Origin of the sequence: Cellulosilyticum lentocellum DSM 5427 (assembly GCF_000178835.2) — a bacterium.
Lineage (GTDB): Bacteria > Bacillota > Clostridia > Lachnospirales > Cellulosilyticaceae > Cellulosilyticum > Cellulosilyticum lentocellum.
In genome coordinates, this window is the sequence record NC_015275.1 from 3,240,284 (window position 1) to 3,262,100 (window position 21,817).

Consider the following 21,817-nt stretch of genomic DNA (forward strand, 5'->3'; position numbering starts at 1 on the left):
TTTTCTTTTCATATCATCCTTATGTTTATTTTACTTTCCTATTTGCTTCTTATCTAATAATAGGTGGAAAGCCTACTTTCTTTTGTACTTTTCGCAAAGTCTTAGTAGCTAAATAACTTGCTGTTTCTGCATTCTTTTTAATCACACCATCAATATACGCTTTATCGCTAGATAATTCTTTAAATCGATTTTGTAGTGGCTTTAATTCTTCTGCTACGGCTTCTCCTACTTTAACTTTAAAATCACCATAACCTTTACCTGCAAATTCATTTGTTACTTGCTCCATGGTTTGACCAGTAATAGCCCCATAGATTGTCATTAAGTTACTTACCCCTGGTTTGTTTTCTTCATCAAAACGTACTTCTGTTTCTGAATCTGTTACAGCACGTTTAAACTTACGGATAATGGTATCTGTATCATCGATAATACTAATAGAAGCATTGACATCTGTATCTGATTTTGACATTTTCTTAGTAGGGTCTTGAAGACTCATAATTTTAGCTCCTACTTTTGGAATATAAGCCTCTGGTACTTTAAAGGTATCACCATATAGATTATTAAAACGAATAGCAATATCTCTTGTTAACTCTAAATGCTGTCTTTGGTCAATTCCTACAGGTACTAAATCAGCTTGATATAATAAAATATCTGCTGCCATAAGTGCTGGGTACGTAAATAAACCTGCATTAATGTTATCACTATGTTTTTGAGATTTATCTTTAAACTGTGTCATACGACTTAATTCACCCATATAAGTAAAACAATTTAAAATCCAAGCTAGCTCTGCATGGGCAGATACGTGAGATTGCATATAAATAATATTTTTCTCAGGATCAAGGCCTGCTGCTATATAAAGCATCATTAATTCTCTTGCATTTTTTCTAAGTACTGCTGGATCTTGTCTTACAGTAATAGCATGCATATCTACAATGCAATATAAGCAATTATATTCATCTTGTAAATTCGTCCAATTCTTAAGGGCACCCAAGTAATTTCCTAACGTAATGATACCGGATGGCTGCATGCCACTAAAAATAACTTTTTTTTGTTCACTCATTTCGTGCACCTCTTTATCTTTTTATCTTATTTTATGTTATCAGACAACTTCTGCTAAATCAAGGGAAAACTATAAACTATCATCTATACGAATAATCATTCTTAGAGTATAATGGAGGTAAATTCAACTATATCTACTAACTTGGTAGTAGTTCATGTGTTTTATAAAAATATTAATTTAAAGAAAGGATTACACTATGAAAAAGATTGCTAGTTTTACTGTTAATCATATTGACTTATTGCCTGGGATTTATACTTCACGTGTAGATGCTATTGGCGATTATACTATTACAACTTATGACCTACGTATGAAACGTCCTAATTTAGAACCTGTTTTAAATACTGCTGAAATTCATGCCATTGAACACATTGGTGCTACTTTTTTACGTAATCATCCTACTTTTGCTGATGAGACTATTTACTTTGGGCCAATGGGGTGCCGTACGGGCTTCTATCTTATCTTAAAAGGTAATAGAAATCCTAAAGAAATTGCACCACTTATTACTGAGCTATTTGAATTCATTTCTCATTTTGAGGGAGAAATTCCTGGTGCTACAGCAAGAGACTGTGGTAACTACTTAGATTTAAATCTTCCAATGGCAAGATATGAAGCTAAACAGTATCTAGAAAATGTACTTCTTAAGCTCACAGATGCTAATTTAAATTATCCTCAATAGTCAATTTTACTATTCAAAAAAGAAGCTACAATACTGATGTGACCCCAAAAAGTTAGACTTTTATTGCGTAACAGATTTTTGATAAGTCTGTTACGCATTTTTATGCTGCTAAGAGGCTAATTCTGTATTGCACAGGACTGAGCCAGTCTAGTTTTTGCTTTATTCTTTTTTCATTGTAATACTTTATATATCGTTCTATTGCTGATTTTAATTCCTCATAACTATAATACACAACGCCATAATAGATTTCTTGTTTCAGCAAACCAAAAAAATTCTCCATTACTGAATTATCATGACAGTTTCCTTTTCTTGACATGCTTTGAAATATTTTTTCTTCTTTCAGTCTGTTTGAATAGGCTTTCATTTGATAAGCCCACCCTTGATCTGAATGAAAAGTTCTACGATATGGACAATCAGAAGTAATCTCTATTGCTTTTTCTAAAGCCTTCATAACATTCTGAGCCGATGGTTGTCTACCCATTTCAAAGCTTATTATTTCACCACTACACATATCCATAAAGGGATCTAAATAAAGCTTATGCGTAGTCATATGACCCTTATTATCAATCTCATAATATTTAAATTCTGTTGTGTCAGTTGTTATCTTCTGATGAGGTATATTCGTGTTAAAACGTCTTCTAATTCTATTTGGTGCGACAGTTCCAACTTTGCCTTTGTAGGAACTGTATTTTCGACTTTTTCTAGTAAATGATGTAACCTGAAGGTTGAACTTCTGCATAATTCTTTGAACCTTCTTCTTGTTTACTATATATCCTTGATTCCGAAGTTCTCCACACATTCTTCTATATCCATAGTTCTTATTATTTTTATGTATTTCTAAAATCTTATCCTCAATTTCTTTGTTTGGATTTTCTTTATTAAAGCACTTTTGCCAATACATATATGTAGCCTTAGGCATTTGACTGTACGAGAGAAGGTCTTTTAGTTTGAATTGTCTTCGGAGACTGTTGATGACCCTAGCAAGTCTCTCGTTTTTGCTTCGTCCTCTAAACGCAGTCTCCTCAGTTCTTTTAAAAAGGCATTCTCTATTCTAAGTTTAAGTAATTCATCTTCTAATTCTCGTACATGCTCCATACTCGTATCTATTGTAAAATCTTTTGTAAGTTGCGTGGCATCTTTTGAGTTAGTCTTGTCCAATGTTTTCCTCCGTCCTTTCTTATGAGATCTTAGAGCATCAAGACCTGCCACTTGGAATCTATTTACCCAGTTACAAATCAATGCTGGGTTATTAATTCCTTCTTGAATAGCTAATTCTTGATACGAAACCTCACTTGTTAAATATAATTCTACAACATGAAGTTTATAATCAAAAGAGTAACATTCTTTTTTCTTGAATGCATTAATCCTGCATCTCCGAATTCCTTGTATGCATTAATCCATTTGCGTAATTGTGAATTAGAGCCTAATCCATACTTTGTTGAAAGATAAGGTGTTCCACCTTCACCGTTTAGGTATTCTAAAACCACTTTCTTTTTAAACTCAAAACTATGTTTTGCCATAAAAATACCGACCTCCCAATCGTTAGATTTTTGGTCTAACTTTTGGGGGTCGGTACATACGCTTAAGTATTGTAGCTTCTTTTTTGTATTTATCTATAAATTGCTTATTTAACTTTTCTTAAATGCTCTTATATCTTTTAAGCTTATCTATTTTATTCACTTGTTTGGCTTTTTAATAATACCTCATGGCTATTTTCTTTATAGCTTCTAAATTCTTTAATTAACACAAAACCAACTATCACTGTACAAATCACATCACTAATTGGCTGTGCACACCACGCACCTGTTAATCCTCCTATAGAAGAGGCAATATAAATAACAGGAATAAGTACCAATACTTGTCTTAAAAGACTAAGTACTGTAGCCACCTTCGCTTTTCCAATAGCTTGAAAATAATTTGATCCCATAATAGAAACTGCTAAAATAGGTAAGGTTAGAACATAGATTCTAATTCCAGGCACTGCAACAGGGGCAATCTCTCCTGTGCCATCAAATATTCTAACAAAGAAGCCCGGCATTATTTCAATAATAATACAGCCTATAGTTAAAATAATAGTTGCTGCTATCATGGAAAGAATGCTTGTTTCCTTCGCACGCCTATAGTTTTTAGCGCCATAATTATAGCCAATAATAGGCTGTGCTCCTTGATTAATCCCAAAAATAGGCATAAGCACTAGCATCGTCACAGCACTTATAACACCCATAGCTGCTACAGCTACTTGTCCTCCTGTACGATTTAATACATTATTCATGACTACTTGTACTAAACTGATCGCCATTTGCATAGTTGCTGGTGCCATACCTATAGCAACTATATTTTTAATGACACTTAAGTCACATTTAAAATAGTGCTTTCTTAATTTTAAGCCTGACTTTCCTTTTGTAAAATGCCATAAGCCAATAATAGCAGTAACAGCTTGTGAAATAATAGTAGCTAATGCTGCTCCCTCTATACCCATTTGAATAACAAATACAAATACATAGTCTAAAATAATATTAAGTACGCATCCAATTACCATGCATACAGAAGACATCTTAGGGCTACCATCAGCACGCATAATACTGGTAAAGCAAAACCCTAATACATTAAATAGAGTCCCCACTAAAAAGATATTTATATATTGAGCTCCGTAAGGTATGGTTTCTTCATTTCCACCAAATAATTTCAATAAATGAGGTGCAAAAATAAGTCCTAGTACCATTAAAATAAGTGCCATAAACGTAGCTATAATAAACCCATTTCCTAATGCTTTTTCTGCTTCTTCTCGTTGATGTTCACCTAACTTAATAGAAATATAAGCAGTTGTTCCTATTCCAATGAGCATGGAAAATCCTAAAATAATAGTCACGATTGGCATAGTAATAACAACACCAGCCATAGCAGCATTTCCTACATCGGGAATATTTCCTATAAATCCTCTATCCACTACATTATAAAGTGCATTTACAAGCATTCCAATAATAGCAGGAATAGAATATTTTAATAATAATCTTCCTATAGAAGTATTTTCTAATTCTTGTTGTCTATTCACCCTGTTTCCCCCTTGTCAATACTTATTACAACCTTATTAGTATATGATTATTTTTAAATTTTAGCAAGCTGCGCTAATTTGCAGGAATATCCAATTCTTTTATTAGATACTCTATTATCTCAGGCTCAGTTCCCTCATAAACTATTTGTAACCTTCCCTTTTCAAAAAAGTATACTTTTTTCTTAGTACGACTCGTATTGCTCCCTAGTATCAATTCTTGCAATGATTGCTTACTTTTCTCTTGCTCCTCTATACTACTATATTCATAGACTGTTATATAATCCTCTCCTAAATATAATCTTACCCCTTCTGCTTCTATTCCTCCTTGCGCAATATGTGTATATCCCTTTAATGATAATGTTTCATTTAAATCATACACCAACTGTGTTAAGCTATAATCTTCATCATCAAGCGTTACTGGTGTTAATAGGTGTGTTTCTGGATTATAAAATAAGTCTTGTGCTTTTTTTTGCTCATTTGAAATAAATTGTAGTTTTAAAAAGGCTTTACTAAACCAATCTGCTTTGACCTCTAAATTGCTATTTAATTCTATAGGTGTCAGAAGTGATTTTCGTTTTAACTGTTCTTTTGCCCAACTCATTAATTCTGGAATAGCTTCATCATTTTTCATTTCAACTTCTATATTACCCAGACTATAACATTCCTCATTTTCGATTGGTGCTACATAAGCATACTCCTGTTCTGATGTTACGCCATAACACCATACCATTTCTCCGTCAGGTGATATAGAAAACTCCTTGATAGCTGTTGGCATCTCCCATTCTCCCCACTCTTTTATTTTCCCCTCTCGAATTATATATACCTTTCTTCCACCACCAAAAGTATTTTCTCTAAACCTTGTTATCCAAGTCGGCTCCTGTATAGATTGATTTCCCAGTATTTCCATTACATAAGTACATGCAAATTTAACTTGTTCATTGCTTGTCCTATTTTTGCAGATAGCTAACTCTATTAGCATTTCTTCTAATTCAGGTATACTATAAAATTCTAGTAAACGATATGCACTATAATAATTGATATAGTCATTATTATATTTTAACCCTTCTACAAACAAACGATATCCATAATCCTTGATTAAATCTTCTCCCAAGTCCTCATCTATATAGGGCATTTTATCTTCATTTGCCAATTGACCTACTGGGAAATTGAGTTTAAAAAACTGATCAACTTTTTCTCCTAGCTCTGTACTGTATGTATACTTTTGACCCATATATTGTGTAACAGCTTCTTGTTTCAAAAAGCACTCACTATATTTCCTAAACTCTTCTAACGTTCGACTTGCTCTAATATCTTCTTGAAAGTAGCTATCTAAATCTCCCTTATAAATAAATCGCTCCACAAAATCATTTCCTATATAAGTCTTCATTGTAATTGCATTTAAGTCATTGCACAGACTCATTAATAGGGTACTATTTAAAAGCATCATCTGCTCAACTTTGCTTCTATTTATCCCACTAGTATTCGATACCTTTTTATACTGTATTTGTATTCCATACTTTCCTGCCTCATTAGGCATAATAATCTGCTCTATCTCATTTCCTTCTGGTAAAATACTTATTAGTTCCTTCAACTCTTCTTCATCATTAATAGAGGTACCCTTATATTCAAATAATGCTTCAATATCAATTATTAACTCTTGCTCTTCTTCTGGTAAAACTTCTATCATTTCTTGCTCCAAGTGTTCATCTTTTGATTCATACTTTGCTTCTAAACGTGGAGTAATGATTATTACAATAAAAATCCCCAGTAAACAAAAAATAACAATGCATAAGCTGATCATACTTTCTTTTATACGCCCTAATTTTCGCATTATAGACCTCCCCCTATTCTTTATTACATTATGGACCTAATCCCTTCATAAGTTTATAAGCACAGGTACCTTCTCAATCTATATTTATTTTATATATTTTCTCATTTCCTTGTTTCTGTTATATCTTACATCTAGAACTAGCTTATCTCTCATCTATTCAATTATAAATCAACCTAATAGTAATATGCTATACTATTTCATATTCTTTCCTCTTTCACAATGTCTCTTGCTTTATCATATGATAAGTATGACTCATTGTTTTTTAAGGAAGTGTTTTTAATGACTATATTTTCAAAGCATTATTTCGTATGTGCTAACTCTGCCAAAGGTTTTCAAAATTTTTTCCCTTCTAATTTAAAGAGTTTGAATAAAATATATATATTAAAGGGTGGTCCTGGTACTGGTAAATCCTCTCTTATGAAAAAAATAGGTACTGCATTAGAAGAAAAAGAATACTCTGTTGAATATATTCATTGCTCCTCCGATCCAGATTCATTGGATGGTCTTATCTGTAGAACGCTTAGTATAGGCATAGTAGATGGTACTTCTCCTCATGTAGTAGAACCTACTGCACCTGGTGCTATAGAAGAATATATTAATCTAGGCATAGCTTGGAATATTGAAGAATTAAGTAAGCACAAAAAAGAAATTCTTTATCTACAAGAAGAAATTGCTGCTTGTTATCCAAAAGCTTATGAGAAATTTGCAGAAGCTCTTGCTATTCATGATGAATGGGAAAAAATTTATATCGATCATATGAACTTCAAAAAAGCCAATGTTTTAACTCAGGAAGTTATTAGTGAAATATTAGGCGCCACACAACTTTCTAAACGAAGTACAATTATGCATCGCTTCTTTGGTGGCTCCACTCCTAAAGGTGCCTTTGACTTTGTCCCAGATTTAATCGAACCTATGAAAAAGCGTTATTTTATCAAAGGACGCCCTGGCTCTGGCAAATCAACATTACTCAAAAAACTATTAGCTACGGCTCAACTTAGAGGTTTAGATGTAGAAGTCTATCATTGTGGCTTTGATCCTGATAGCTTAGATATGCTTATCATACCAGAGCTTGAAGTTTGTATATTTGACAGTACCTCACCTCATGAGTATTTTCCCAAAAGAGAAGATGATCATACTATTGATATGTATAAACAACTCATTTCTCCTGATACCGACCTTACTTATGAAAAAGAATTAGCTCATATTTCTAAACGCTATAAATTTTGTGTAAAAGAGGGCCTCTCACATCTTACTTATGCTAAAATGCTACATGATGATCTGGAAAAGTATTATATTGATGCCACTGATTTTACAATACTAGATGATATTTATACTCACTTAATGAAACACATCACTTCTCGTATCCTACCTCTTAAATAACTTTCATAAATCATTAAATTTAAAACATCACGACGCGTTAAATGATGAGATACCTAATAAATAAAAAGGGGCCTATATAGCCCCTTTTTATTTATGTTTATTTGATTTACTCTTCTTTAATTCATTATTCTTTTAATTCATTACTCTCTCAATTTATTGTTCTTTTGGTGATTCTTCTTGTATGTCTTCTTCCTTTAAAATACTTTTACTCGAAACTAATTTCTTACAATAATTACAAAAATAATTAGCAGCTCCACATGCAGCAATTAGTTCTAATTCCTTTTTACAAGTGGGACAATATGCCTTTTCCTTCATTTAATCACCTCCCTATCACATCCTTGTTCTTTTTAATAAATATTACTTTATCAACAATGTCAATCTCCTTAACTAGTATTACTAACTTTCTTTTGTTTTTAATAAACCTAATTGATAATACTCTACAAGTGTTAGGAGTGCTTTAATTTGTCCATCAATATCTTTTCCGATATCTGTATCCTTCACTCGTTTACGGGTTGGTATGTATTCTATCACATTCATAGAAGTTACCATATCCTTCTCAGAAGTAATTGCTTCTTCCACTCCTTCAAATGGTTCATGAGATGCAAGTTGTAGCCCAAATGAATTATAAATTAAAGTATAGCCAGCTATACCTGTAATTTTTTGATAAGCCTTTGTGAATCCCCCATCTATAACAATAATTTTTCCTCCTGCTTTGATAGGTTTTTCCCCCTTCTTCACCTGTACCGGTACATGCCCATTAATAATGTGCCCTTCTTCACTATTAATACCAAACTCCATTAATAATCTCATTGCCATTTCCTCATCATCTAGGTACTCATAATAACTATTTTTAGGTTCCTTCCAAGTTTCCTCATTTTGTATGAAGTATCTCTCAAAGGTAGTCATTTTTTGCTTTCCAAATACCGGAGAATTACTACCGCACCAAAGATACCACATTATATCCATACCTTTTTGTTTTGCTTCTTTATCTAATACATTAAAATATCCTTCTCTAACAATTGCTTCTAAACGCTCTAGATAGGCTTTACCAGAATAATATTTACCATCTAATTGTATCTGCTTAAATGTTCCTTCTTCTGTTAACAAAATGCATCCATGATAAAGCAAGTTATTATTGTATACTTTGTACATACTCCCATTAGTAAACATAAATTGAATATGTTCTTGTAACTTACTACTTTGTAAAAAAGAACTTCTTAATCTATCTATTACCTCTATTTCTTCTTTGGATAAGTCATATGGTGCTTTCGGATTAATCCCCTTAAAAACATCAGCATTTAACTGATGTGTCATTCCGTCAATTGTAATGGTATATTCCTCATAATTAATTTTACCTAATAAATCTCTATTCTTCATTTCCTTATCAAAGCATTTCTCAATAAGTTGATGTTCTAGTTTAAACTGAATAAAAGTAATAGCCATATGCATTAATGCGACTAATCTTACATCGTCTTGTTTTGTATCCCATTCATTATCTATAACCGGCATAAATAAACTATAATCTTGGTCCTTATATTGGTCTAAAGCAAATGTGGCTAATGGCAATAAATTGATGCCATACCCATCTTCTAAAGTTTCTAAATTAGAATATTTACAGGCATTTCTAATAATATTAGCAATACAGGCTCCGCTACCTGAAGCAGCTCCCATCCATAGTATATCATGATTTCCCCACTGAATATCTACAGAGTGATATTGCTGTAAAATATCCATCACCTTATCAGCACGAGGACCTCTATCAAAAATATCCCCTAAAACATGTAAATGTCCTATAGCTAGTCTTTGAATAAGATGGCAAAAAGCACACATGAAAGCTTCTGCTTTGTTTAAACTAATAATACGATCTACAATTTCATAGTAATACTGTTCCTTATTAGGGGTATCTACCTGTTCATTAAGTAGTTCTTCCATAATATATGCAAATTCTTTTGGTAATGCTTTTCTTACTTTTGATCGTGTATATTTAGAAGAAATCACTTTACATAGTCTGATAACTCTTAATAAATTTATCCTATACCACTCATTCATTTCTTCTTCAATATCCGCAACTTGCTTCATCTTTTTCTCAGGATAATAGATTAAAATCGCAAAAGCTCTTCTCTCTTTATCTGACATTTCATTGATAAAAAGTTCATCTATTCTGGTCTTTAATACACCTGAAGCATTACGAAGTACATGAGAAAATGCCTCATACTCTCCATGAATATCTGATACGAAATGTTCAGTGGCCTTAGGTAAATTTAATATTGCCTGTAAGTTTATCATCTCTGTAATGGCATGATCCATTGTTGGATATTGTTTTGCCAAAAATTTAAGTAGTTTCAAATTAATCTCTTCTGCTTCCATGTCATCCCCTACATTCTATTTTCTATTTTAATCCATTAGATCAACTAAAGTAATTGCTTGGCTTGAAATACCTTTTTCTTCACCTGTAAAACCTAATTTCTCCTCTGTTGTTGCTTTAATATTGATTTGGCTTACTTGAATTTGTAAAACCTCAGCAACATTTTCTCTCATTTTCATAATATGAGGAGCCATCTTAGGTTGTTGGGCGATAATGGTTGCATCAATATTGTGAATGACTGCATTTTTTTCTTTTAAAAGCTGTCCAACATGTTGTAATAGTTCCATACTATTAATTCCTTTATACTTAGGATCTGTATCTGGAAAATGCTTTCCTATATCACCCTCACCTATAGCACCAATAAGCGCATCCATAATGGCGTGAATGAGAACATCTGCATCTGAATGACCTAGCAAGCCTTTGTGATGTGGAATTTCTACTCCCCCTATAATAAGTTTTCTTTCTTCTACTAACTGATGAACATCATATCCCATACCAACTCTTAACATAATCCATTCTCCTTTTCTTTCATTTTTTCATAATGAAGTTGAATAAATTTAGCTACACTATCATCATTATTATTTCCTATAACTGCTGTTGCATTTTCTTTTACTTCTTGCATCGCATTTCCCACAGCATAAGCTTCATCTGCTACTTTAAACATGCATAAATCATTTAGATTGTCTCCAAAACAAATGACATTCTCATATCCTCTTCTCTTCAACTTATTAATTGCATTGCCTTTGGTAGCTCTATCACTATAGATTTCTAAAATATAACCTTCCTTGCTGTAGACATCTTTATACATAACTAAAGCAATCCCATCGATTTTTTTCACTCTTTCATAAATCATTTTAATTCTATCTTCTGTGTCTAAAAATACAAAATATGCAACTTTAGTATAATCTTTTAATATTTGTTGTGTAAAACATTTATATGGTGATTTAGCTCTTTCCTGATAAAAAGCTATTTTATACTCATTTTCTAACTGCTGATAATGTACTATTAATTCATTATTATCTATTGTATAAATAAAACTCGTTTCTATCAAATAATCCAACTGCATTAATACTTGCTTTACAACCTGCTGTGAAATGAACTCTACCTCTAAATATCGATGATTCTTTAAATCGTACAAAACTGCTCCATTCATTAAAATAATAGGTTCCTGAATATCCAGTTCTTTTAAAATCACTTCTACTGTAGCAGGTGTCCTAGCTGTGGCAATAGAAAAATTACAGCCTTCCTTTTTTAGCTGGTTAAGTATATTTTTAGAAACATTAGACATTTCTTTGTTCTGACTCAATAATGTCCCATCTAAATCTGATATATATATTGTCTTTTTCATACTATTAATACTCCATTTTAATTATTATATATTTGCGTAATTTTTAACAAAAAAAGAATCCCTTGGGATTCTTCTTATAAAGTCACATCAATATTACTACCAATATGTGGGTTAATGGATAACTCCATTTGTTTCATCATATTTGTTATTTGACTACCATTTTGTTCTACAAGCTCTTTTCCCATTTTCATAACTGCTACACTTACCTCTACACTTGTATTTTGCATAGCCATAGCCGTACTTAATTGTGCAATATCCATTTGTTCACCCCGCTTATGTTATATAATATATTCTATACTTAATTATGTCTATTGTCCATAGATGCGATTATATTATAGTGTTTAAATTTCCATTTAATTACATTTTTGCTTGTATATAGTCATGTTCTAGTGTATTATTAGATTAATATATCTGAATAATCTGTATCAAATATTAATTTAACTTATCCTTTATTTCACAAATGCTACTGTTAGATTAACAATAATATTTCCCCAATATATTAAAACACTCTCATTTGATTATATCTAATAACTTATTATCCATGTTTTTTAAATCAAAAAAGCACTTAGATTATATCTAAGTGCTCTAATAGCGGAAGAGGGATTTGAACCCCCGACACCACGGGTATGAACCGTGTGCTCTAGCCAACTGAGCTATTCCGCCGTATAAATGGTCGCTATAGGGCTCGAACCTATGACCCCCTGCTTGTAAGGCAGGTGCTCTCCCAGCTGAGCTAAGCGACCAAAACGACCCAGAAGGGACTCGAACCCTCGACCTCCGCCGTGACAGGGCGGCGTGCTAACCAACTGTACCACTGGGCCTAACTTTAAACAGGGGCAGCAGGACTTGAACCCACGACATTCGGTTTTGGAGACCGACGTTCTACCAACTGAACTATGCCCCTATATTATTTCCAAAGGAAAACTCCCCGAGTAGGGTTCGAACCTACGACCCTCCGGTTAACAGCCGGATGCTCTGCCGCTGAGCTATCGAGGAATACTTCGTTAGTATACCAAACCCACTGACTCATGTCAACACTTTTTGCTAAGTTTTTACTATTTTTTGTAACTATTTTTGTACTTAAATCTATTTTTATCAACTCATATCTACATACAATTTAACATATAATTATAGGAGGTCCTCTTATGTCTAACCTCATTGTTATGACAAGAACCAGTAAGTCTCAAACATTACTCATGCATAAAGAATATATTTGTCCTCTTCCACTAAATATTATAGAAGAAATAGCTTTAATTGAGAAAAGTGAATGGCATCAATTTTGTTTTGCTCCTTACTATGGTTTAGGTAAATTTATTGCCTCTCATCTAGATATCTACCACAACCTAAAACCCTATATATCTTTTGAAACCAAGGCCTTTGATTTTACTTATCAATATGTATCTGACTGCTCTACACCTCTTTACTCTGTATACACCTTCAATGATACTAATCTTTCTGAGTCTGAATATCATACCCTTTGTTACCAACAATATTATTTAGAACAATGGACTATGTTTAACTTGAGAACGGAAGAAGTATTCGTATTCTTTGAATATGAACATTTCCCTTCAGAGTATTACTGTAACGGAAGTTAAATCATTTTATTATCTAGATATATACTAAAACTAGATAGTACTAATAAAAAATCACCTATGTATTTTACATAGGTGATTTTTTATTAGTAGCGGAAGAGGGATTTGAACCCCCGACACCACGGGTATGAACCGTGTGCTCTAGCCAACTGAGCTATTCCGCCATATAAATGGTCGCTATAGGGCTCGAACCTATGACCCCCTGCTTGTAAGGCAGGTGCTCTCCCAGCTGAGCTAAGCGACCATATTTTAACAGGGGCAGCAGGACTTGAACCCACGACATTCGGTTTTGGAGACCGACGTTCTACCAACTGAACTATGCCCCTATACTTTCCTAAAGGAAACTCCCCGAGTAGGGTTCGAACCTACGACCCTCCGGTTAACAGCCGGATGCTCTGCCGCTGAGCTATCGAGGAATATAAAAGTATATTATACTTTCAAAACTAAATACAATCTTTTCATTTAACCTTCATTATCTAGGTCAAACCCTCGAACCGTTAGTATTGGTCACCTACACATGTTACCATGCTTACAGCTCCAACCTATCTACCTCATAGTCTCTAAGGGGTCTTACTCCTTTCGGATGGGAAATCTTATCTTGTGGTCTGCTTCACGCTTAGATGCCTTCAGCGTTTATCAGATCCAGACTTGGCTACTCTGCTATGCCATTGGTATGACAACAGATGCACCAGTGGTCCGTCCATCCCGGTCCTCTCGTACTAAGGACAGCTCCACTCAAATTTCCTGCGCCCACGACGGATAGGGACCGAACTGTCTCACGACGTTCTGAACCCAGCTCGCGTACCGCTTTAATGGGCGAACAGCCCAACCCTTGGAACCTGCTTCAGCTCCAGGATGCGATGAGCCGACATCGAGGTGCCAAACCTCCCCGTCGATGTGAACTCTTGGGGGAGATAAGCCTGTTATCCCCGGGGTAGCTTTTATCCGTTGAGCGATGGCAATCCCACTTTCATACCACCGGATCACTAAGTCCTACTTTCGTACCTGCTCCACCCGTCGGTGTCGCAGTCAAGCAACCTTATGCCTTTGCACTCTTCGAATGGTTTCCGACCATTCTGAGGTTACCTTTGAGCGCCTCCGTTACTCTTTAGGAGGCGACCGCCCCAGTCAAACTGTCCACCTGACATTGTCCCAGACCCGGCTAACGGGCCATGGTTAGAAGTTAAGTATTACAAGAGTGGTATCCCACCGGCGACTCCACCTAGACTGGCGTCCAGATTTCTCAGTCTCCCTCCTATCCTGTACATGTAATACCCAACCTCAGTATCAAGCTACAGTAAAGCTCCACGGGGTCTTTCCGTCCTGTCGCGGGTAACCAGCATCTTCACTGGTACTACAATTTCACCGGGTGCGCTGTCGAGACAGTGCCCAAATCATTACGCCTTTCGTGCGGGTCAGAACTTACCTGACAAGGAATTTCGCTACCTTAGGACCGTTATAGTTACGGCCGCCGTTTACTGGGGCTTAAGTTCAAAGCTTCGCCTTGCGACTAACCTCTCCCCTTAGCCTTCCAGCACCGGGCAGGCGTCAGCCCTTATACATCACCTTTCGGTTTAGCAAGGACCTGTGTTTTTGTTAAACAGTTGCTTGGGCCTATTCTCTGCGGCCTACCTAAGTAGGCCACCCCTTCTCCCTAAGTTACGGGGTCATTTTGCCGAGTTCCTTAACAACGCTTCTCCCGTCGGCCTTAGGATTCTCTCCTCATCCACCTGTGTCGGTTTACGGTACGGGTACCTATCACGCAATAGCAGCTTTTCTCGGCAGTGTGGGTTCAGCAACTTCTCTACTTTAATTTCGATCCCCATCACACTTCATCCTCGTTCCCCGGGTTTTCCTTGGGAATGCGACTTTGTGCTTGGCCCAGGATACCATTCCTGGGTTTGCCTACCCTCCTGCGTCCCTGCAGTTCTGATAATAGGTAGTACTGGAATATGAACCAGTTGTCCATCGACTACGACTTTCGTCCTCGCCTTAGGTCCCGACTTACCCAGAGCAGATCAGCTTTACTCTGGAAACCTTGGATATTCGGCCTACAAGATTCTCACTTGTATCTCGCTACTCATTCCGGCATTCTCACTTGTAATTACTCCACAGCTCCTTACGGTACTGCTTCTGCGTCGTTACAACGCTCCTCTACCAATCCAACTAAGTTGAATTCCATAGCTTCGGTGGTGTGTTTTAGCCCCGGACATTTTCGGCGCAAGATCTCTCGACTAGTGAGCTATTACGCACTCTTTGAATGAGTGGCTGCTTCTAAGCCAACATCCTAGTTGTCTTCGAAATCTCACATCCTTTTCCACTTAACACACACTTGGGGACCTTAGCTGATGGTCTGGACTGTTTTCCTTTTGACCACGTGTCTTATCACTCGTAGTCTGACTGCTGACGGTATCTTGATGGCATTCTTAGTTTGATATGCTTCGGTAAGCTTGTGGGCCCCCTAGGCAATTCAGTGCTTTACCTCCATTAGACTCCTATCAACGCTAGCCCTAAAGCTATTTCGAGGAGAACCAGCTATCTCCGGGTTCGATTGGAATTTCTCCGCTACCCACACGTCATCTCCACCTTTTTCAACAGATGTGAGTTCGGACCTCCATTACCTTTTACGGTAACTTCATCCTGCACATGGGTAGGTCACCCGGTTTCGGGTCTACTAACAATGACTATTTTGGCGCCCTATTCAGACTTGGTTTCCCTTCGGCTTCGTACCTCCTGGTACTTAACCTTGCCACAGCTAGTAACTCGCCGGACCGTTCTACAAAAAGTACGCGGTTGCACATCATATGGTGCTTCCACTGCTTGTAAACATAGAGTTTCAGGTTCTCTTTCACTCCCCTCCCGGGGTTCTTTTCACCTTTCCTTCACAGTACTATGCGCTATCGGTCACCGAGGAGTATTTAGGCTTGGGGGGTGGTCCCCCCGGCTTCCCACAAGGTTTCTCGTGTCTCGTGGTACTCTGGATACTGCTAGGCTTCACTTGGATTTCGCTTACGGGATTATCACCCTCTTTGATGAGACTTTCCAGACTCTTCAGCTATCCGCATTCTTGCCATGTCGCAGTCCTCAACCCCAGATTACAAGTAATCTGGTTTGGCCTGTTTCCCTTTCGCTCGCCGCTACTTAGGAAATCGATGTTTCTTTCTCCTCCTGAAGGTACTTAGATGTTTCAGTTCCCTTCGTTCCCTTCCTATAGTTATGTATTGGCTATAGGATGACAGAGGTTTGCTCTGTCAGGTTTCCCCATTCGGATATCTACGGATCAAAGTTTATTTGCAACTCCCCGTAGCTTTTCGCAGCTTATCACGTCCTTCATCGGCTCTCGGTGCCAAGGCATCCACTCTACGCTCTTAGTAGCTTGACCTATAATGATTAACTTTCGTTAATCGGTCGTTTGTGCCTTGTTAATCAACTTTCGTTGAATACAAAGAATATTTATTATCGGTTAAATTGTAGATTTTACACCCTGACAAACATTTTTGCATTATACAATGCGTGTACATTTATCGTTAGGCGCAAGTTATATTGCTATAACTTACAAATCTATAATTGATTGTATTTAGTTTTCAAAGTACAGGTGCCTATACAATATAGCATTTATCTTGTTATATGTCAAGGCATTATTTTTTCTTTTTAGTCAACCCGTTTTGTGCTGACTTCATGAATTATACTAGATATACTCACTACTTGTCAACACATTTTATAGAGTTAACTTATTCTTATTTTCTTCTAACCATTCTTTACTTTTTTCAAAGCTTGGAATAATTTCTTCCATTTTACCTACTTCTTTTCCATCTACTAGACCATTTATACGACATAAACTACTTACTAAAATATAATCTATAATCTCTACAGGCATTATTCCCACTCTTACATTGGCAGTTATGCAGGTTTCATCACTACGGAATAAAATTGTATTATCATCCATTACTTCAACTTGTGCTGGCACCATTTCGAACATTTCTTTATATGCCTTTAAACGCTCTTTGATCTTCGCATTTACTTTTTGCTTATACCAATCAATAATAGCTTGTCTTATTTCTGCAGTAGATTCTGTATAAGTTTCAACTACAAGTTTTCCTCTTAACATCTTTACTTTAATTTCTTTTAGTTCAGAACTAGTTACTATCTCTAACTTATAGTTCTTTCCTAAATACGTATATTGTTCTAGTAATTGTGACTGCGATGCTTGTGGTCTATTGCGATATAGCTCACTGATAATCCATGGTGCATTTCCTTTTACTTTATCCATGACAGCATAAATAGAGGTACCTATTGGTGCAATAACGTTCACTTTGCCCTCTTCAGTAATTTTGATAGATATCGCCTTTGTTTTCTTATACGTTAAGTCATAGGTTATCTTGGTGCCTTTGTAATCAAAGTTAAGTTTCATCTTAATACCCCTTTTTTAGTTGTTAATAAAGCATATATGTTTCTCAAAACAACATTTTAATTATATCAACTTTTGCGTTTTTTGTACATATCTAAGTTTACATATAGCTTACTTTATCTTATTTTTTTACAAAAAACAACCTTCCCTATATTTGTCAGTATTTAATTAACATTTATTATTTTGTTTATTTTTTAGATTATAAATGCTATAATAAGGTATAATTACCATAAAGAAGGAGATTTATATGTCAACTGAACTTGAAGCCTTTCAAGATTTCATCGATACTATTTTAATAAGAAATAAGAGTATCTTAGATCAAACTACTAAGTTACAAGATGCCTGCACACACCTCTGCCGAACTATTTCTAAAGCTGCTACCACCTGTGGCTGCATTACAATAGAGGCTCATAAACAAACCTATACTTTCACTGAAAGTTCATCTATAGAAGAAATTAAAAATGCAATGTGTACTCATATTTCAGGGAAATTATGTCCTAGTTGTGAAGATCTTTTTGAAAAGGAATTAGGGCGTGTTCTTTTCTATTTAGGTGCTATAGCTAACACTTTTGACCTCTCGCTTTCAGATGTATTAGAAAAAGAAAAATACCGCACTGAACTACTGGGCAAATACTCCTTGCGCTAATATTTTGTCAAAATGTCTAAGAATTGTATACTTTTCCTATTTATTATTTATAACTCGTGCTATAATGTTCGTAGATTAATGACACACTAGTCTGAGGAGGCTTTTATGAATCTACGACCAAGAGCTGCCGCTGTCATATTAAATGAACACAATGAACTACTTGTTCTTCGTCAAAAAGATCCCCGTACAGGCTTTGAATGGTGGACCCTTCCTGGTGGAGGTATGGAACCTGAAGAAAGTGTTATTGATACCATTGTACGCGAAGTTGAAGAAGAGTGTCATGTTCGTTGTCGTCCTATACAGCTTATTTATATGAGTGAATATGTGGATTATGCTATCAATACACATCATCTAGGAATGTTTTTTTTAACCACTGTAGATAATATTGAAGATTTAGAAGCTGGTACTGATCCTGAAGTTGTAGAACAATATATTAAAGAATGTCGCTTCATTTCTGAACAGGAATTAAAATCTTCTGGAATTCCTATATTCCCTCCTGTGTTCAAAGAACAATTTTGGGAGGACTTAAAAACTGGTTTTGTTGGGCATGAGGTTTACCAACGTGGTCAAGTTGAAACAGAATAATCCACTTAAAATAAGATGATAACTTATATGCTACATTGATTCTTAATGATTTAGCAATTATTCTCTTATCTTTTATCCATGTTCATCATAAATGATGGCTCAATAAAAAGCGGTTACTATTTTTAGTGTCTAAAACTAAAAATAGTAACCGCTTTTTATTTTCTTAGAATCCTAATGGGATACCAAATGTGAAGAATCCAATAAGGATAGTTGTCCATATTACTAAGAACGCCATAGAATATGGGAACATTAAACTGATTAAATCACCCACTGAGTATTCAGGTTTATATTTTCTCATGAATACGAGAATTAAACCTGCATAAGACATTAATGGTGTAATAATATTAGTTGAAGAGTCTGCTACACGATATGCTGCTGCAACCATATCTGGTGTCATTGAACTATTTACATTATATAACATAGGAATGAAAATCGGTCCAAGTAACATCCATTTTGATGTCATACCACCAACAAACAAGTTAATTATTGCTGTTGTAATAATAAATCCGATTAATAATAGAATTGGATAGTCTGCAAGTCCCATATTTTGGAGACCTGTGGCACCTAAATAAGTTAAATAGGTTCCAAGTTGTGACTCACTAAGAAGTGCCAAAAAGTTATATGAGAAGAATGTTAACACGATAGTATATCCCATTGAACTCATAGCAGTTGACATTGCTTTTACAACGTCTTCCATCTTTTTAAACTTACCTACTTTATAGCCATAGAATAAACCTGGCATAAAGAATACGAAAGTAATGATTAAAATAATGTTATCCATTAATGGTGTTACTGTTTTAGCCACGCCAGTTGCTTCATCTACTACTTCATAAGAAGCTAAAGGTCCAAATGCAAGAAGTGCTACGACCGCTCCACCAATAAGAAGACCAAGTCCTGCCCATTTTAAAGCTTTGTTTTCTTCTGGTTTAACAGTAAACTCATTTAAGTTCATGTCTGCTGGAATAGTATAATCTTGTTTTTCTAATTTTGGTTTAATAAATTTGATCGTTATAAAGCCACCAACAAGTGTTAAGGCAATTGTTGATACCACAATGAAAATGTAATGCATTGTTGCTGGTGTAATAGCTTTACCAGCTGCTGTCACAAAAGGTATACCTTGAGCCTCAGCAAAAGCTTTTGCATTAGTACCTAAAATAATATCACTTGGTGTTGCTGGAATCAGGTTAGCACTAAACCCTGCTGATACCCCAGCAAAGGCTGCTGCCATACCGATAAGTGGATTTTTCTTAAGCCCTGCATAAAGTAAACCAGCTAAAGGGACAAGAATAATATATCCTGCATCTGTTGCTATACTACTCATAATCCCTAAGAATACAAGTATGAATGGCAAAAACTTATCTGATACTTTTAGACCTACCTTTTTAATAAGTGTTGATAAAAGACCTGATTGTTCTGCTAAACCAACACCTAACATAACAACAAGAATTGTTCCTAATACGCCGTTTCCGTATGATAACCAGTTTTTAAGTAGCGCGTTATCAAAAATCCATCTCATATTCTCTGCTTCGAACATATTTTTAATTTGATAAGTAATTGTACTACCGTCTTTTGCTAAAGTTGAGAACTCTTTTCCGCCTAAGAAATATGTTAAAACCATAGTAATGGCAAATAACCCCATAAAGATAATAACTGGATCGGGTATCTTCTTACCAATCGTCTCAATAAGAGACTTTTTCTGTCTTTTCTTTTCCGTCTTCATACTTTTCCTCCTGCTGTCATTTTATTTTATGTCAACTCATTTAATCTGGTCTTATTATAACAACAAGATTTAGCTTTTGCAAGAGCGTTAACCAGTTAATTTATGTAAACTATATGTACATGTAACATATAACATATAAAGAGCCTTGATAATCAAGCATTACTTATCCTTTTAAATCTTATTTACATATAAGCAAAAAACTTATAGAACTGAGTATTTTGCAGCTTGATGCATTTAAAATTGCATTTATACGTCGCTTTTGGAAGTTATCCATCTTTTTATTGAATATTAAATAATCAATAACTACTATCTTTTAATATTACTTCGTGTTATAATAACTATATCTTCTACTACTTATAGTAGAGCAATATTTTTATAAAAGGAGTATATTTATATGAAAGCAATCGTTGATCATGATATATGTATTGGATGCGGTTTATGTGCATCTATATCTGAAGAAGTTTTTACTATGAACGCAGACGGTTTATCAGAACCAATTGCAGATTCAATCGCAGATGAATTAGTAGAAGCTGCTGAAGAAGCTTGTAGTAGCTGCCCAGTTGATGCTATTACTATAGAGAAATAAAAAAGCAACGTGACATTTGTCACGTTGCTTTTTTATTTCTCTAATCATGTTTCATTCCGACTTAATACATGCAAGTAAAAAGTTTTATTCTATACTTATATACATATGAATCTCACTATTCTGTACATCATTATTAATATAGTGTTCAAAGTCACTCTTATAGCTTCTCTTCAATTCTTTCATTTGCCAAAGTTTATTCCAAAACATTGGTACAACTTGATTCATATCTCCCTTTAAAATAAACTTGGCATATCTTCCCGCTTGAATATGCTTAACTATATAAGCCTCATTCCCCTCTATAGTATTTACCTCACACCCTATTGTTACATCATAATCTCCTGTCCAATCTGCTTCATAGTGATCATAAAGACAAATAGTTGTATCATCTTTCTTTTGATTCATTGTTAAATAGAGGTTTTCACCAAACAATTGCTGCCATAAACCTCCTATAATCTGTGTTACATTAGGCGATTGATTATTAGTGCGAGCACCTACACCTACTAATAGCTTCTCCGTTATATTAACTATTTCATATTCCATTTTATTATCTCTCCTTCATATACTATGATAT

General features: G+C 35.1%; 17 protein-coding genes, 9 tRNA genes, 1 rRNA gene and 1 pseudogene. 6 read left to right on the forward strand and 22 right to left on the reverse strand.

Annotation, left to right across the window (positions count from 1 at the left end; all coding sequences use genetic code 11):
- Positions 1-49: 49 nt before the first annotated feature.
- Positions 50-1,057: a tryptophan--tRNA ligase gene (gene trpS / locus CLOLE_RS14920; protein ID WP_013657968.1), complete on the reverse strand. Its 1,008-nt coding sequence runs from the start codon at positions 1,055-1,057 to the stop codon at positions 50-52.
- A gap of 196 nt (positions 1,058-1,253) precedes the next feature.
- Between trpS and CLOLE_RS14925 the strand changes: the two genes are divergently transcribed.
- Positions 1,254-1,733, forward strand: a complete 480-nt coding sequence (locus tag CLOLE_RS14925; protein WP_013657969.1) for an S-ribosylhomocysteine lyase — start codon at positions 1,254-1,256, stop codon at positions 1,731-1,733.
- Positions 1,734-1,833: 100 nt separating this feature from the next.
- Here CLOLE_RS14925 and CLOLE_RS22555 read toward each other — a convergent pair.
- The 3 genes and pseudogenes from CLOLE_RS22555 to CLOLE_RS14945 form a co-directional block, all read right to left on the reverse strand.
- Positions 1,834-3,253: pseudogene (locus tag CLOLE_RS22555) on the reverse strand (IS3 family transposase).
- 152 nt (positions 3,254-3,405) lie between these two features.
- Entirely contained in the window at positions 3,406-4,785 is a 1,380-nt protein-coding gene (locus tag CLOLE_RS14940; protein WP_013657972.1) for an MATE family efflux transporter, read from the reverse strand.
- Positions 4,786-4,858: 73 nt separating this feature from the next.
- Positions 4,859-6,616: a DUF4825 domain-containing protein gene (locus CLOLE_RS14945; RefSeq protein WP_013657973.1), complete on the reverse strand. Its 1,758-nt coding sequence runs from the start codon at positions 6,614-6,616 to the stop codon at positions 4,859-4,861.
- A gap of 417 nt (positions 6,617-7,033) precedes the next feature.
- On the opposite strand from CLOLE_RS14945, the gene CLOLE_RS14950 reads away from it, so the two are divergent.
- Positions 7,034-7,996 (forward strand): PRK06851 family protein, encoded by a 963-nt coding sequence (locus CLOLE_RS14950; RefSeq protein WP_330369272.1) that lies wholly within the window; start codon positions 7,034-7,036, stop codon positions 7,994-7,996.
- Between the two features lie 153 nt (positions 7,997-8,149).
- On the opposite strand, the gene CLOLE_RS22560 is transcribed toward CLOLE_RS14950, so the two are convergent.
- The 10 genes from CLOLE_RS22560 to CLOLE_RS14995 form a co-directional block, all read right to left on the reverse strand.
- The gene (locus tag CLOLE_RS22560; protein WP_013657975.1) at positions 8,150-8,311 is read right to left on the reverse strand and encodes a YfgJ family double zinc ribbon protein; all 162 of its coding nucleotides are present in this window, start codon (positions 8,309-8,311) and stop codon (positions 8,150-8,152) included.
- 81 nt (positions 8,312-8,392) lie between these two features.
- Positions 8,393-10,363, reverse strand: a complete 1,971-nt coding sequence (locus tag CLOLE_RS14955; RefSeq protein ID WP_013657976.1) for a fructose-1,6-bisphosphatase — start codon at positions 10,361-10,363, stop codon at positions 8,393-8,395.
- A gap of 27 nt (positions 10,364-10,390) precedes the next feature.
- Positions 10,391-10,870, reverse strand: coding sequence for a 2-C-methyl-D-erythritol 2,4-cyclodiphosphate synthase (gene ispF / locus CLOLE_RS14960; protein ID WP_013657977.1), 480 nt, complete (start codon positions 10,868-10,870; stop codon positions 10,391-10,393).
- Complete coding sequence (locus tag CLOLE_RS14965) at positions 10,864-11,709, reverse strand: Cof-type HAD-IIB family hydrolase (protein WP_013657978.1); 846 nt, start codon at positions 11,707-11,709, stop codon at positions 10,864-10,866. The genes ispF and CLOLE_RS14965 overlap by 7 nt, the downstream gene beginning before the upstream one ends.
- A gap of 74 nt (positions 11,710-11,783) precedes the next feature.
- Positions 11,784-11,969, reverse strand: a complete 186-nt coding sequence (locus tag CLOLE_RS14970) for a YjfB family protein (protein WP_013657979.1) — start codon at positions 11,967-11,969, stop codon at positions 11,784-11,786.
- A gap of 329 nt (positions 11,970-12,298) precedes the next feature.
- Positions 12,299-12,372 (reverse strand) — tRNA-Met (locus CLOLE_RS14975).
- 7 nt (positions 12,373-12,379) lie between these two features.
- Positions 12,380-12,452, reverse strand: a tRNA-Val gene (locus CLOLE_RS14980).
- Between the two features lie 4 nt (positions 12,453-12,456).
- Positions 12,457-12,530: transfer RNA gene (locus tag CLOLE_RS14985), tRNA-Asp, on the reverse strand.
- 10 nt (positions 12,531-12,540) lie between these two features.
- Positions 12,541-12,613, reverse strand: a tRNA-Trp gene (locus CLOLE_RS14990).
- 20 nt (positions 12,614-12,633) lie between these two features.
- Positions 12,634-12,705: transfer RNA gene (locus CLOLE_RS14995), tRNA-Asn, on the reverse strand.
- Between the two features lie 149 nt (positions 12,706-12,854).
- Between CLOLE_RS14995 and CLOLE_RS15000 the strand changes: the two genes are divergently transcribed.
- On the forward strand, positions 12,855-13,304 hold the full coding sequence (locus CLOLE_RS15000; protein ID WP_013657980.1) for a hypothetical protein: 450 nt from the start codon (positions 12,855-12,857) through the stop codon (positions 13,302-13,304).
- 87 nt (positions 13,305-13,391) lie between these two features.
- Here the strand turns inward: CLOLE_RS15000 and CLOLE_RS15005 are convergent.
- The 6 genes from CLOLE_RS15005 to CLOLE_RS15030 form a co-directional block, all read right to left on the reverse strand.
- Positions 13,392-13,465, reverse strand: a tRNA-Met gene (locus CLOLE_RS15005).
- A 7-nt stretch (positions 13,466-13,472) separates the two neighbouring features.
- A tRNA-Val gene (locus tag CLOLE_RS15010) sits at positions 13,473-13,545 on the reverse strand.
- 9 nt (positions 13,546-13,554) lie between these two features.
- Positions 13,555-13,627, reverse strand: a tRNA-Trp gene (locus tag CLOLE_RS15015).
- Between the two features lie 18 nt (positions 13,628-13,645).
- A tRNA-Asn gene (locus CLOLE_RS15020) sits at positions 13,646-13,717 on the reverse strand.
- Positions 13,718-13,778: 61 nt separating this feature from the next.
- Positions 13,779-16,683 (reverse strand): 23S ribosomal RNA (locus tag CLOLE_RS15025).
- 336 nt (positions 16,684-17,019) lie between these two features.
- Entirely contained in the window at positions 17,020-17,712 is a 693-nt protein-coding gene (locus CLOLE_RS15030) for a M48 family metallopeptidase (protein WP_013657981.1), read from the reverse strand.
- Positions 17,713-17,956: 244 nt separating this feature from the next.
- Here CLOLE_RS15030 and CLOLE_RS15035 point away from each other — a divergent pair, with 244 nt between their 5' ends.
- Positions 17,957-18,355, forward strand: coding sequence for a nucleoside triphosphate pyrophosphohydrolase family protein (locus tag CLOLE_RS15035; RefSeq protein ID WP_013657982.1), 399 nt, complete (start codon positions 17,957-17,959; stop codon positions 18,353-18,355).
- A 105-nt stretch (positions 18,356-18,460) separates the two neighbouring features.
- Complete coding sequence (locus CLOLE_RS15040) at positions 18,461-18,940, forward strand: NUDIX domain-containing protein (protein ID WP_013657983.1); 480 nt, start codon at positions 18,461-18,463, stop codon at positions 18,938-18,940.
- A gap of 163 nt (positions 18,941-19,103) precedes the next feature.
- On the opposite strand, the gene CLOLE_RS15045 is transcribed toward CLOLE_RS15040, so the two are convergent.
- On the reverse strand, positions 19,104-20,660 hold the full coding sequence (locus CLOLE_RS15045; RefSeq protein WP_013657984.1) for an AbgT family transporter: 1,557 nt from the start codon (positions 20,658-20,660) through the stop codon (positions 19,104-19,106).
- A gap of 394 nt (positions 20,661-21,054) precedes the next feature.
- Between CLOLE_RS15045 and CLOLE_RS15050 the strand changes: the two genes are divergently transcribed.
- A complete protein-coding gene (locus CLOLE_RS15050) occupies positions 21,055-21,246 on the forward strand; it encodes a ferredoxin (protein WP_013657985.1) in 192 nt (63 codons plus the stop codon).
- An 84-nt stretch (positions 21,247-21,330) separates the two neighbouring features.
- Here CLOLE_RS15050 and CLOLE_RS15055 read toward each other — a convergent pair whose 3' ends face one another.
- Positions 21,331-21,786: a GyrI-like domain-containing protein gene (locus CLOLE_RS15055; RefSeq protein ID WP_013657986.1), complete on the reverse strand. Its 456-nt coding sequence runs from the start codon at positions 21,784-21,786 to the stop codon at positions 21,331-21,333.
- Positions 21,787-21,817 lie beyond the last annotated feature (31 nt).

What these genes read in the sequence shown, in the direction of transcription:
- ispF (WP_013657977.1), bottom strand. Translation starts at nt 10,870, where the DNA reads ATGTTAAGAGTTGGTATGGGATATGATGTTCATCAGTTAGTAGAAGAA.
- CLOLE_RS15040 (WP_013657983.1), top strand. Translation starts at nt 18,461, where the DNA reads ATGAATCTACGACCAAGAGCTGCCGCTGTCATATTAAATGAACACAAT.
- CLOLE_RS15035 (WP_013657982.1), top strand. Translation starts at nt 17,957, where the DNA reads ATGTCAACTGAACTTGAAGCCTTTCAAGATTTCATCGATACTATTTTA.
- CLOLE_RS15050 (WP_013657985.1), top strand. Translation starts at nt 21,055, where the DNA reads ATGAAAGCAATCGTTGATCATGATATATGTATTGGATGCGGTTTATGT.
- CLOLE_RS14950 (WP_330369272.1), top strand. Translation starts at nt 7,034, where the DNA reads ATGAAAAAAATAGGTACTGCATTAGAAGAAAAAGAATACTCTGTTGAA.
- CLOLE_RS14925 (WP_013657969.1), top strand. Translation starts at nt 1,254, where the DNA reads ATGAAAAAGATTGCTAGTTTTACTGTTAATCATATTGACTTATTGCCT.
- CLOLE_RS14945 (WP_013657973.1), bottom strand. Translation starts at nt 6,616, where the DNA reads ATGCGAAAATTAGGGCGTATAAAAGAAAGTATGATCAGCTTATGCATT.
- CLOLE_RS15000 (WP_013657980.1), top strand. Translation starts at nt 12,855, where the DNA reads ATGTCTAACCTCATTGTTATGACAAGAACCAGTAAGTCTCAAACATTA.
- CLOLE_RS14970 (WP_013657979.1), bottom strand. Translation starts at nt 11,969, where the DNA reads ATGGATATTGCACAATTAAGTACGGCTATGGCTATGCAAAATACAAGT.
- CLOLE_RS15055 (WP_013657986.1), bottom strand. Translation starts at nt 21,786, where the DNA reads ATGGAATATGAAATAGTTAATATAACGGAGAAGCTATTAGTAGGTGTA.
- CLOLE_RS14965 (WP_013657978.1), bottom strand. Translation starts at nt 11,709, where the DNA reads ATGAAAAAGACAATATATATATCAGATTTAGATGGGACATTATTGAGT.
- CLOLE_RS22560 (WP_013657975.1), bottom strand. Translation starts at nt 8,311, where the DNA reads ATGAAGGAAAAGGCATATTGTCCCACTTGTAAAAAGGAATTAGAACTA.
- trpS (WP_013657968.1), bottom strand. Translation starts at nt 1,057, where the DNA reads ATGAGTGAACAAAAAAAAGTTATTTTTAGTGGCATGCAGCCATCCGGT.
- CLOLE_RS14955 (WP_013657976.1), bottom strand. Translation starts at nt 10,363, where the DNA reads ATGGAAGCAGAAGAGATTAATTTGAAACTACTTAAATTTTTGGCAAAA.
- CLOLE_RS15045 (WP_013657984.1), bottom strand. Translation starts at nt 20,660, where the DNA reads ATGAAGACGGAAAAGAAAAGACAGAAAAAGTCTCTTATTGAGACGATT.
- CLOLE_RS15030 (WP_013657981.1), bottom strand. Translation starts at nt 17,712, where the DNA reads ATGAAACTTAACTTTGATTACAAAGGCACCAAGATAACCTATGACTTA.